Origin of the sequence: Aquabacterium sp. (genome assembly GCF_049317225.1) — a bacterium.
In the GTDB taxonomy this organism is placed as follows: domain Bacteria; phylum Pseudomonadota; class Gammaproteobacteria; order Burkholderiales; family Burkholderiaceae_C; genus Aquabacterium.
In genome coordinates, this window is record NZ_JBMOIR010000006.1 from 61,069 (window position 1) to 73,326 (window position 12,258).

At 60.4% G+C, this 12,258-nt stretch carries 9 protein-coding genes; 2 read left to right on the forward strand and 7 right to left on the reverse strand.

The window, feature by feature from the left end; translation table 11 throughout:
* Positions 1 to 24: 24 nt before the first annotated feature.
* Positions 25 to 1,806 carry a methyl-accepting chemotaxis protein gene (locus tag ACOYNB_RS06435; RefSeq protein WP_422838291.1) on the reverse strand — a complete coding sequence of 594 codons (1,782 nt, stop codon included), beginning with the start codon at positions 1,804 to 1,806 and terminating at the stop codon, positions 25 to 27.
* A gap of 198 nt (positions 1,807 to 2,004) precedes the next feature.
* Here ACOYNB_RS06435 and ACOYNB_RS06440 point away from each other — a divergent pair, with 198 nt between their 5' ends.
* Positions 2,005 to 2,625, forward strand: a complete 621-nt coding sequence (locus tag ACOYNB_RS06440; RefSeq protein ID WP_422838292.1) for a rhomboid family intramembrane serine protease — start codon at positions 2,005 to 2,007, stop codon at positions 2,623 to 2,625.
* 1 nt (position 2,626) lies between these two features.
* On the opposite strand, the gene ACOYNB_RS06445 is transcribed toward ACOYNB_RS06440, so the two are convergent.
* The 4 genes from ACOYNB_RS06445 to ACOYNB_RS06460 all read right to left on the reverse strand — a co-directional run bounded on the left by ACOYNB_RS06445 (position 2,627) and on the right by ACOYNB_RS06460 (position 8,318).
* Complete coding sequence (locus ACOYNB_RS06445; protein WP_422838293.1) at positions 2,627 to 3,763, reverse strand: aminotransferase class V-fold PLP-dependent enzyme; 1,137 nt, start codon at positions 3,761 to 3,763, stop codon at positions 2,627 to 2,629.
* A 108-nt stretch (positions 3,764 to 3,871) separates the two neighbouring features.
* Complete coding sequence (gene lspA / locus ACOYNB_RS06450; protein ID WP_422838294.1) at positions 3,872 to 4,408, reverse strand: signal peptidase II; 537 nt, start codon at positions 4,406 to 4,408, stop codon at positions 3,872 to 3,874.
* Positions 4,408 to 7,329, reverse strand: coding sequence for an isoleucine--tRNA ligase (gene ileS / locus ACOYNB_RS06455; protein WP_422838295.1), 2,922 nt, complete (start codon positions 7,327 to 7,329; stop codon positions 4,408 to 4,410). Before ileS ends, lspA begins: the two co-directional genes overlap by 1 nt.
* 17 nt (positions 7,330 to 7,346) lie before the next feature.
* Positions 7,347 to 8,318 carry a bifunctional riboflavin kinase/FAD synthetase gene (locus tag ACOYNB_RS06460; RefSeq protein ID WP_422838296.1) on the reverse strand — a complete coding sequence of 324 codons (972 nt, stop codon included), beginning with the start codon at positions 8,316 to 8,318 and terminating at the stop codon, positions 7,347 to 7,349.
* A 227-nt stretch (positions 8,319 to 8,545) separates the two neighbouring features.
* Here ACOYNB_RS06460 and ACOYNB_RS06465 point away from each other — a divergent pair, with 227 nt between their 5' ends.
* A complete protein-coding gene (locus tag ACOYNB_RS06465) occupies positions 8,546 to 10,837 on the forward strand; it encodes a putative bifunctional diguanylate cyclase/phosphodiesterase (protein WP_422838297.1) in 2,292 nt (763 codons plus the stop codon).
* Between the two features lie 12 nt (positions 10,838 to 10,849).
* On the opposite strand, the gene ACOYNB_RS06470 is transcribed toward ACOYNB_RS06465, so the two are convergent.
* Together ACOYNB_RS06470 and ACOYNB_RS06475 are read right to left on the reverse strand one after the other, a co-directional pair.
* Complete coding sequence (locus ACOYNB_RS06470; protein WP_422838298.1) at positions 10,850 to 11,587, reverse strand: pseudouridine synthase; 738 nt, start codon at positions 11,585 to 11,587, stop codon at positions 10,850 to 10,852.
* Positions 11,588 to 11,600: 13 nt separating this feature from the next.
* Entirely contained in the window at positions 11,601 to 12,254 is a 654-nt protein-coding gene (locus ACOYNB_RS06475; protein ID WP_422838299.1) for a retropepsin-like aspartic protease family protein, read from the reverse strand.
* Positions 12,255 to 12,258 lie beyond the last annotated feature (4 nt).

The window sequence follows — 12,258 nt, forward strand, 5'->3', positions numbered from 1 at the left end:
GAAGACCAAAAGGATAGCACAAACTTAGAAGGTCTCCCAATCACTGTCGTCAACTGCCGACGCTGGCTTGCTCGCAGGTGGGGCAGGAATGGCCGGCAAAGCTTTGTTCGCACTTGAAGTCGGCTTGCTCAGTTGCTTGGGGGCGGCGGACGGCTTGGGCGTTGTCAACGCCTTTGCTTTGCTTGCCTGCGCAGGCTGAGGCGCTGGCGCCGCCACACTCGCCTGGAGCGGCGTCACAGATCGCGCCATGCTACCGTCATCTCGCACACGGAAGACAGCAACAGACTCTGCCAGTTTCTGCGCCTGGGATTTCAGGCTCTCAGCCGCAGCCATGCTCTCTTCCACCAAGGCTGCATTTTGTTGGGTGCTCTGATCCAGTTGGCTGACTGCTTGGTTAATTTGCCCGATGCCCTGACTCTGTTCGGTGCTGGCATGGGCGATCTCGCCCACCAAGTCGGTCACCTTGCGAACCTGCGTCACGATGTCACTCATGGTGTTGCCTGCAGCACCGACCAACTGGCTACCCGCATTGACCTTCTCAACAGAGTCATTGATGAGGGTTTTGATTTCACGGGCAGCTTGTGCGCTGCGCTGCGCCAAGGTGCGAACCTCGCCTGCCACGACCGCAAAGCCACGACCTTGCTCGCCCGCTCTGGCTGCTTCGACGGCTGCGTTGAGCGCCAGGATATTGGTTTGAAACGCGATGCCGTCGATCACACCGATGATGTCCGAAATCTTTTGACTGGAAGACTGAATGCCATTCATGGTTTGCACCACTTCGCTGACCATGTCCCCTCCACGAGCAGCCACCTCGGACGCAGCAGATGCCAACTGGTTTGCCTGACGGGCATTGTCTGCATTGGTGCGAACGGTACCTGCCATTTCTTCGACCGAGGCAGCCGTCTGTTGCAGACTGGACGCCTGGCTTTCGGTGCGAGCACTCAAATCCGAGTTGCCCTGTGCGATCTGCGAGGATGCGGTGGCCACAGAGTCTGCCCCCGCACGAACTTGGCGAACCATGCCAGCCAAGTTGTCGACCATGGTCGATAGCGCGCGCTGGATGTGCCCAATTTCATCTTGTCGATTGACGTCAATGCGCGAGGACAGATCACCCTGTGCGACCGCATTCAGCACCGTGACGGTTTGCTCCAACGGACGGGCAATTTGCCCCGCAATGGCCCATGCGACAACCAAGCCAATGGCAAAAACAGCCATTACGCCGATCATGCTGAACAAAAATGCCTTGTGGTACAAGTTGTCAGCGTGTTCGCTGGCTTGCATGCCACCTTTGACATTGAATTCCTGCAGGCGGTTGAGGGTTTCGATGATGCGCAGGTATTCCTGATGCGTCGGGCCCGTCATCAGCACCCGAGCTTCGTCATTCTTGTTTTCCCGGGACAAGGACAACATCGACTGACTGACTTGCCAAAAACTTGCCCAAGCCGATTTGAAATCCTCCAGCAAGGCCTTGTCTTGCGGTGTGGTGGCAAATGCGGCATAGGCATCGATGCTCTTGCGCAAGTCATCAACCAAGCCATTGATCTGTTGATCGTATTTCGCAATGTCACTGGCCTCGGTGGACAGAATGTGCTGCCCCTCGAAGCCTCGCACATCTCCCGCGGATGCCCGCATCTTGGCCACCAGCGCTTCGCTGGCCAACCAGTGATCCGATATCTCCTGAGACGCGTCGTTCACTGCAGACATGCTGCTCATGCTGACGAAGCCCAGCAGCGACATGGCCATCAGAACGCCAGCAAATGCCAGCATCAGTTTGGATCGCAGTTTGAAGTTGGCAAACCAATGCATACAAGCCTCACAAAGTAACGGGCATACGCCAGCACGACCGACGGCCGACTTCTTCACGCTTATCGGCCAGCAATGCAGCAACTTAAACGATCATCAATCGATGAAATGCAAGAAATGCAACCGATCGACCAATAATTCCGGAACCTTTGCCTAGTCTGGTGGTCGCTATGATGAGAACCTCAACTTGGACCACGCCGCATGCCGCCGTTACCCCCGATTACCCAGGCTCTGTTGTTGATCAACGTGGCCGTGTTCTGCCTGGACGAAGTGTTCGGGCACATGCTTTCCGTGTACTTTGCCTTGTGGCCCTTCGACAGCGGTCGGTTCATGCCTTGGCAGGTGATCAGCTACGCGTTCCTGCACGGCTCCTTCAGCCACATCTTTTTCAACATGATGGGCTTGTGGATGTTTGGGGCGGAACTGGAACGCATCTGGGGCGGCCGACGTTACCTGTCGTTCCTGACGGCCAGTGTCTTGACCGCCGCTGCATGTCAGTTGCTGATGTCAGCGCTGGGCGGCTGGATCAACCCGACCGTGGGTGCGTCGGGTGGCCTGTTTGGCCTGTTGCTGGCCTATGCCATGGTGTTTCCCACGCGAACCATCATGCCGCTGTTCCCCCCCATTCCAATGAAGGCCCGCACGTTTGTGGCCTTGTATGGTGGGCTGGAGTTGTTCTTGGGCGTGACAGGCACCGCGTCTGGCGTGGCGCACTTTGCCCACTTGGGGGGCATGCTGGGCGGCTGGCTGATGATTCGCTACTGGCGTGGCCAACCGCCGTTTTCTTCAGGCCGCAACCGCGGAGGCGGTTGGCGCGCCTGATTCATTGACCAGCATCCAGCGCTGTCAACGCTTGATCGAGGTGCGCAACGGTGCGCTGCACGTTATGCCACTTCTCAAGACCAAAGAGGCCCACACGGAAGGTGCGGAAGTCGGGCGGCTCGTCGCACTGCAGCGGCACCCCTGCAGCCGTTTGCAACCCCAGTGCCAGGAATTTCTTGCTGGACTGAATGTCCGGGTCGGTGGTGTAACTCACCACCACACCGGGTGCCTGAAACCCCTCGGCAGCCACGCTGGGATAGCCGTGGCGCACCATCAAAGCACGCACCGACTGGCCCAGTTCGATTTGCTCGGCACGCACCTTGTCGTACCCGTAGGCCTCGGTTTCAACCATCACCTCGCGCAGACGGGCCAAGGCATCGGTGGGCATGGTGGAGTGGTACGCATGCCCCCCCCCCTCGTAGGTTTCCATGATCTGCAGCCACTTCTTCAGATCCATGGCAAAGGTGGTGCTTTGGGTTCCGTCGATGGCCTGGCGGGCGCGCTCACTGAACATCACCATGGCGCAACAGGGTGAGCTGCTCCAGCCCTTTTGTGGCGCAGAGATGAGGATGTCCACGCCCGTGGCTTGCATATCGACCCACATGGCACCCGAGGCGATACAGTCGAGCACGAACAGCCCCCCCACGGCGTGCACGGCGTCGGCCACGGCCTTGAGGTAGTCATCGGGCAGGATCATGCCAGCGGCAGTTTCCACATGGGGGGCAAACACCAGGGCAGGTTTTTCGCGCGCGATGGTCGCCACCACTTCGTCGATCGGTGCCGGGACCCAAGGGGCCTGAGCTGCCTCGCCCGTGCGACGGGCCTTGAGCACCGTGTGGCTGGCCGGGATCTGCCCCATGTCGAAGATCTGAGTCCAGCGATAGCTGAACCAGCCATTGCGAATCACCAACACATGCTTGCCGTGGGCAAACTGGCGAGCCACAGATTCCATACCGAACGTACCGCTACCTGGCACCAAGGCCACGGCATGCGCGTTGTAGACGCGCTTGAGCATGGCCGAGATGTCGGTCATCACGCCCTGGAAACGCTTGGACATGTGATTGAGCGCACGGTCGGTGTAAACGACCGAGAACTCGAGCAGACCGTCGGGATCGATGTTGGAAAGCAGGCCGGGCATAGGGTCTTCAAACAAAGTCAATGTTTGAGCCAGCGTAGCACAGGGCTGGATCCGAGCCGGGTGAGGCCTTACCCCACCCTGCCCCGTTTGGGGAAAAGCTGCGTCAGATCAAGCGCCCTGACGCACGCGACGCAGCTCATCGAGAATCAGCAAAAGTGCCCCGATGGTGATGCCGCAATCGGCCACATTGAACGCGGGAAAGTGACCGCCCGGGAACGTGGGCGACAGGAATGCCCAATGGAAGTCCAGAAAGTCCACCACATAGCCATGGACCAAACGGTCGATGACGTTGCCCAGCGCCCCCCCAAGGATCAGCGACAGCGCCCAGGCGAAAAGCCTTTGCCCGCCGTGCTGCCGCAGCATGTACACGATGAAGCCGGTCGCAGCGAAGCCCAGGCCGACGAAGAACCAGCGCTGCCACCCTCCGGCTTGGGCCAGGAAGGAAAAGGCTGCACCGGTGTTGTGGGCCCGCACAATGTTGAAGAAGGACCAGACCTCACGGCTGTCGCCATGCTGCATCCAGCCCACGATCAACACCTTGGTGAACTGGTCCAGCAAGATGACGATGAAGGCAATGCCCAGCCAGGGCAACACCCCCTGGCTGCTGCCGCGCCCGGCGGCGACCGGGGACTTCTTGGTGGCCATCAGGCGTGCTCGCGGTGTTCACCGTCACCATGCAGGTTGCTGTCGCAACGGCCGCACAAGGTGGGGTGCTCGGGGTTGACGCCCACGTCGTCACGGTAGTGCCAGCAGCGCTCGCACTTAACGGCCTTGGAGGGGTTGACCTCGATTTGCGTACTGTGGCCTTCGGCCAATTCGACGCTGGAGACGATGAGCACGAACTTCAGGTCATCGCCCAGGCTGCGCAGATCGGCCAGCAGACGTGCATCATCGCCATTGATGGTGACGAACAGGTTGGCCTGCAGCGAGGCGCCCACTTCGCCGCGGGTGCGCACTTCCTCGATCTGACGGTTGACCTCTTCGCGGAAGGCACGGATGCGAGACCACTTGGCCAGCAGTTCGGTGTCCTTGTCGGCCTCGTGGAAGTCCCAGTAGGTTTCGGTGAAGATCGTTTCACCGCCGTTGAAGATCTTCCACGCCTCTTCGGCGGTGAAGCTCAGGAACGGGGCCATCCAGCGCAACATGCCGTTCGTGATGTGCCACAGCGCCGTTTGGGCGGCGCGGCGGGCCTTGCTGTTGGCGCCACTTGTGTAGAGGCGATCCTTGAGGATGTCGAGGTAGAAGGCACCGAGGTCTTCGGAGCAGTACACCTGCAGCTTGGCCACCACGGGGTGGAACTCGTAGCGCTCGTAGTGAGCGAGGATGTCTTCCTGCAACTGCGAGGCACGGGCCAGCGCATAGCGGTCGATTTCCAGCAACTCGTTGAGCGGCACGGCATCCGTTTCAGGATGGAAGTCGGACGTGTTGGCCAGCAGGAAGCGCAGGGTGTTGCGGATGCGACGATAGCCGTCGACCACGCGGGCCAGGATCTTGTCATCGATGCCCAAGTCACCGGAATAGTCGGTGGACGCCGCCCACAGACGGATGATTTCGGCGCCCATCTTGCCAGACACCTCTTGCGGCGCCACGACGTTGCCCACGGACTTGGACATCTTGCGGCCTTGGCCGTCGACAGTGAAGCCGTGGGTCAGCAGACCCTTGTAGGGCGCACGGCCGTAGATGGCGCAGGCGGCCAGCAAGGAGCTATGGAACCAACCACGGTGCTGGTCATGGCCTTCCAGGTACAGATCTGCCTCGGGGCCTTCGTGGTGCCCCGCGTTGGTGTGGCTGCCGTTTTGAGCGTTGAGCACGTGGAAGAAGGTCGTGCCCGAGTCAAACCAGACATCCAGGATGTCGGTGGACTTGCTGTACTCAGCTGCCTCAGCGCCGAGCCATGTGGCCGGATCCAGCTTGGCCCAGGCTTCTACGCCGCCTTGTTGAACCAGGTCAGCGGCCTGGTCCATCAGCGCAAGCGTGTTGGGGTGCAACTCGCCCGTCACCTTGTGCAGGAAGAATGGCAGTGGCACACCCCAGTTGCGTTGACGGCTGATGCACCAGTCCGGACGGTTGGCGATCATGTCACGCAGGCGCGCACGGCCATTTTCCGGGTAGAAGGTGGTCTGGTCGATGGCGTCCAGCGCAGTTTGGCGCAGGGTCTTCTCGGCCTTGTTGACGGTGAAGACGCCCTCGCCTTCGTCCATGCGCACGAACCACTGGGCGGCGGCACGGAAGATGACCGGGGTCTTGTGGCGCCAGCAGTGCGGATAGCTGTGCACGATGTCCTTGGTGGCCAGCAGGCGACCGTGCTCACGCAAGGTTTCCAGCACCACGGGTGCGGCCTTCCAGATGTGCTGGCCGCCAAACAACGGCAGATCGGCTTCGTAGACGCCGTTACCTTGCACGGGGTTGAGGATGTCGTCGAACTTCAGGCCGTGCGCGATGCAGGAGTTGAAGTCGTCCACACCGTAGGCGGGGGCCGCGTGCACGATGCCAGTGCCGTCTTCGGCGCTGACGTACTCGGCCAGGTAAACAGGGGCTTCGCGGTTGTAGCCTTCGTGCACATGGGCCAGCGGATGCTTGAACTTCAGGCCTTCCAGCTTGGCACCCACGGTGGTGGCGATGACCTTGCAATCGTCCGCTTCGAAGCCGTAGCGGGCCACGGCCTTTTCCACCAGCGATTCTGCGAGCACCAGCAGGCCCTTGGGGGTGTCGACCAGAGCGTAGTTCAGCTCAGCATGAACGTTCAAGGCCTGGTTGGCGGGAATGGTCCACGCGGTGGTGGTCCAGATCACGGCAAAGGCGTCCTTCGTCAGCTCGCTCAGGCCGAAGGCCGTCGCCAGCTTGGCAGGCTCGGCGCTCAGGAAGGCCACGTCCAGCGTCTGGGACTTCTTGTCCATGTACTCGATTTCGAACTCGGCCAGCGATGAGCCGCAGTCGAAGCACCAGTAGACGGGCTTGAGACCGCGGTAGACGTAGCCACGCTCCATGATCTTCTTGAGCGCGCGGATTTCGTTGGCTTCGTTGCCGAAGTCCATGGTGCGATAGGGATGCGCCCAGTCGGCCAACACGCCCAGGCGCTTGAAGTCGGTTCGTTGGCCGTCGATCTGCTCGGCTGCATAGACGCGGGCCTTGGCCTGCACGTCGTCGCGGCTCAGATTGCGGCCAAAGGTCTTCTCGATCTGGTTTTCGATGGGCAGACCGTGGCAGTCCCAACCCGGCACATAGATCGCGTCCATGCCCTTGAGCTGGCGCGCCTTGACGATCATGTCCTTGAGGATCTTGTTGACCGCGTGACCAATGTGAATGTTGCCGTTGGCGTAGGGGGGGCCGTCGTGCAACACGAACTTCGGCGCACCTTGACGGGCCGCACGCAGCTTGTCGTACAGGCCATTTTGCTCCCACTCGGCCACCCAGCCTGGTTCACGCTTGGGCAGATCCCCCCGCATTGGGAAGGGGGTGTCCGGCATGTTCAGCGTGGCACGGTACTTGGACTCGGGCACCGACTCTGCAGGTTTGGCACCGCCCTTTTTGGCGTTAGCAGGCTTGGCGTTCTGGTCTTGGCTCATGGGGCTCAGGGTTCGGCTTAGGCGCCGCGCCGCTGAGCCTCGAAAAACCCGCGCGCGTCGGCAATGTCTTGGTGGATAGCGGCCTGCAAGGCCTCCAGGCCGTCATATCGGGCCTCGTCTCGCAACTTGTGCAAGAGCTCTACGCGCACGATTTTACCGTAGCCCCCTTCTTTCCCGAGATGGGTCGGCCAATCGAAGCAATGAACCTCCAGCAACACGCGTCCGGCGTCTTCCACCGTGGGGCGCACACCCAGGCTGGCCACCCCTTCCAGGGGGTGCTCGGACAAGCCGTGCGTACGGACCACAAAAATGCCTGTGGTGGCAGGTTTTTCGTGCCCGAAGCGTACATTGAGCGTGCGGCAATCCAGACTGCGTCCCAGCTTGGCGCCGTGGATGACGTGGCCACTGATGGTGTACGGACGCCCCAGCAGACGCTCGACTTGCGGCATGTCGCCACCCGCCAGCGCATCGCGCACCACCGACGACGAGACCCGCAGGCCATGGACCTCGTAGCTCATCATGCGCGCGACGTCAAAACCCTGGCGGCTGCCTTCAGCGTCCAGCAGATCGTAGTCGCCCGCACGCTTGGCACCAAACTTGAAGTCATCGCCCACCAGAACGTAGCGAGCGTTCAGACCTCGCACCAGCACGTCATCGATGAATGCCTGCGGTGTCAGGCTGGCCACGCGTTGGTCAAACGGCAACACGACCACCTGATCAATGCCGCAGCGCTCCAGTTCGGACAGTTTGTCACGCAAAGTAGCGATGCGGGCGGGCGCCAGGTCTGTCTTGCCGGTCAGCGCAGCGAAGTAGTCCCGGGGATGCGGCTCGAAAGTCAGGACGGTGGTCGGCAACCGGCGGTGCTGCGCTTCATTGCGCAATAGCGCCAGCATGGCCTGGTGGCCACGGTGGACGCCATCGAAATTGCCGATGGTCAGCGCGCAGGCCGGTGCCAGCGCCGCGTGGTGAAAACCGCGAAAGACTTGCATGGGGACAGATTATCCCCCCGCACGAAGTAACCAGAAGTGCGCAACCTTGCCCACTGTTTGCCGCATCGAAAGCAAAAGCTTTCTGTCAACATTGGCACACTAGCAAGTGAAAGCCGGCTAAGTTGCTGACTTGCCTCCAAAACTTTTGGGAACCCATGCGGATCAGGCGTTTGTCCATATCGCTGCCAGTGAGGCTCGTTTTACCGACCCTGGCGCTGTTGATCACCTTGATCGCAGGCACAGTCCTGATCCTGCAACATCACGGCCATCACGCCGATGAATTGCATGCTCGAATGCAATTGCAGTCGGGCGAACAAGCGCTGAAGCTGTTGCTATCGGCCCAGGCTAACCGCCTTGAAATGCTGGCAAATCGGAGTGAATCCGCGACGGTTGAGCCAAGCGTGTGGCGAGGTTGGCTGGCCAAAGATCTGACACCTTTGACGGATTTCCCCAGCGAGGCTCAAGACGTGTTGATCACTTGGCGTCGCACGGGCACGCCTCAGCCACCAGCACAAGGCATCACCACACCCTTGGTCGTCAAAGGCAAGTTGTACCTGCTGTGGGCGCGCAATGAAATCTTGAGCAATGACGGCAGGCCGGTGGTGCACGTGGCCATGACCTCCATCCAGCCTGCGCTCAATGACGTGCTGCAAGGCTGGCCGAACGTTGAGGTACACCTGATTACCCAAGACGGCCCACAAGGTAACTGGAGCCGCATGCCTGCACATGTCAGCACCCCCATGACGCCCAGCGCGCTAACCGATCTGCCAGCCGACATGCAGACCTGGCTGACGACCCCCTCGGCCGAGCACCCGAAGGAATTGGACGGTGACTCGGTAGCCGATGAGGACTTGCGTTTCGATCTGCCAACGGCACCAGGGGCCAGTCGCATCGTGATGTGGTTGCACACCGCGTCCAGCATTGACCTACCGAAGTGGCGAGATGCGACCCTTCAGATCTCGGCCCTGCTGGTTGCCGGCGTCGCCATCCTCTCCTTTTTTCTGTGGCGCGAGGCGGCCTACATCCGAAGCGGATTGGTTCGGCTCAGCAACTGGGCACACCAAGCAACCAAAGATGAGTTTCCGGAGGTCCCTGCCATTCGGGGCGCCTCCGAGATGAAACGATTGACCGCGCTGCTGACGCGTCTGAGCAACTATTACCAGGAGCGCGAAGCAGAAATCCGTCAAACGGCGTTCCGCGACTCCCTGACCCACCTCCCCAATCGCGCCTACTTCCGGATGCGTCTGAGCAAGGACATCCGTGAAACCCAACGCAAGAACCGCTCTGGCGCCTTGCTGACACTCGACATCCAGCGGTTCAAGCAAGTCAACGTGGTGCTGGGACAGGCATCCGGCGACCTGCTGTTGCGAAAGGTGGGGCAGCGTCTTGCCAGCACGCTGCCCGACAAGCGCTGCATGCTGGGCCGCACGGGAGGCAATCAGTTCAGTTGCCTGATCCCCTACTGCGATGAAGCCAACGCCTTGAAAATGGCGCAGCGCTTGCTTCGCGCCATGGATGAACCGTTTGACATTGAGGGGCAAGCCATTGACTTGATGGCGCAAGTCGGCTTGGCCTTGTTCCCGCGTGATGGCGTCAATGCTGACGAGGTGCTCTCCCACTCCGAGGCAGCTTTGACGTCTGCGCGCAAGCAGTTCCAGCCCGTGCAGATTTACGACCCGAGCATGGAGACCGGCGCGGAATCATCGCTCACGCTGCTCACCGAACTGAAGCAGGCATTGGAGGGCAATGAGTTCAAGCTCTACCTGCAACCCAAGATCAAGCTGGGCACCAAGGAAGTCATTGGTGCGGAGGCGCTGATCCGCTGGCCGCATGCCAGTCGCGGCATGGTGCCACCCGATCGCTTCATCCCATTTGCCGAGCAGACAGGCTTCATCCGCGCCTTGAGTTTGTGGGTCGTCGAGCAAACGGCCATGACCTGGAAACAACTGCACTTGGCCGGTCTGGACATGAAGTTGTCCGTCAATCTGTCGACACGAGACCTGATCGACAAAGAGTTGCCGCAAAAGCTTCAAGCGATCGCTGTGCGACACGGTGTACGCCGTGGCTCCATCGTCCTCGAAATCACCGAGAGCGCCACCATGGAGGATCCGCAGCACGCGCAGCAGATCCTGACACGTTTGCACGACATGGGGTTCCTGTTGTCGATTGATGATTTTGGAACCGGCTATTCGTCTCTGGCTTATCTCAAGACGCTGCCCGTGCAGGAATTGAAGATCGATCGGTCATTCGTGATGAACATGGAGAACGACCTCAACGACGCCATGATCGTGCGCTCCACCATCGATCTGGCCCACAACTTGGGCATGACCGTGGTGGCGGAAGGGCTGGAGTCAGACAAAGGCTGGAAGATTCTGGATGGCCTGCGCTGCGACGAGGCGCAGGGCTACTTCATCAGTCGCCCCATGCCGGCCGAAGAGTTTGCAGACTGGGTCCATGAATGGACCGCGCCCAACGTTCAGAACGTCAGGCTCGATACCGACTTCAACAACATCATCTGAACGCGACACGCCTCAGGGCAGCACGATGGCAGGGTCTTCGATCCAACGCCACTGCCCTGGCGCCATGTCCTCAGGCAGCGTCAGGCGACCAATTTGACTGCGGTGCAGCGCCTCGACGCGATTGCTCACTGCCGCGACCATGCGCTTGACTTGGTGATACTTGCCTTGCAACAAGGTCAGGCGAAGGTGCGTAGACTCGCCCTCCCCCACAATCTCGGCCGCATCGGCCTTGACGGGCAATGGATCGTCATCCAGCACCACGCCAGACAAGAGCTTCTGGCACATGGCTGGCGCGACGGGGTGTTTGCAGGTGACCTCATACACTTTGGGCACGTGATGCTTGGGTGACGTCAACTTGTGGAGCAAGGGGCCATCATCGGTCAACAACAGCAAGCCTGTCGTGTCCTGATCGAGTCGCCCAACAGGTTGCAGACCTCGCCTGCGCAAGGGGACGGGCAAGAGGTTGTGCACACCAGGCCACGCCCCGGGCTTGAGTGAACACTCATAGCCAGCCGGCTTGTACAGCATGATCAACGCCTTGACATGCGTCACCCATGGCTGTCCACCCACAACCAACTGCAAGCGGTCTTCGGGAAAGACGGCATCAGGGTCATCCACCACCTCGCCGTTGACCTGGACCATCCCGTTGAGGACCAAGCCCTCACACACGCGACGCTCGCCAAAACCTTGTGCAAAGAGAATCTGGTCCAGACATTCATGACCAGCGGGTAATCGGGGGCGTCGAGCCATTCGGTTTCAATCTTCAAAAACGACGCTTGAGCGTCAAAGTGTCATTGTCGCGCTGCATCTGAAAGCGCTGCAAAAAGCTGTTTCCCAGCAGCACAAAAGGCATCGACATAGGCAAGATCGCGGCATCCACCTGGTTCACTTCCACGTTCTGTATGCGAACAGACGTCAGGGACAACTTCCAGCCCAACGCAGGCCCGTTGGCCGTACTGGTCTGAATGCGCTTGCCAGACTCGTAATTCAGACCCAGTCGCTTCGCCTCATCGACCCCCATCGAGATCAACGTGGCCCCCGTATCCACGACAAAGCGGGTACTCATGCCATTGATGGTGCCTTGCGCCAGGAAATGCCCGCCTTCCGCGGCCACCAGCACAATCTGGGCGCCACCGCTGCCCCCGCCGATGCTGACAGGCGCACCGCCCAGCAACACGGTCTGACGCTTGCCGGCCGTTTCAACCACCACGCGATCCGAGGTCACGCTCACCACCTTCACGCCCTGGTAGCTCTCACCGCCAGACAGGGCCTTGGGCGCCCCACCGTCAATGACCAACAGTGCCTTGCTGCCCATGGAGCCTGTCATGGCCACACTCTGTGCAAACGTTGACCCCAGAGCCAAAGCCAGCTGACTGCACACCAGCCACCGGAGCCAAACGAAATGCGATGAGTGCATGAAC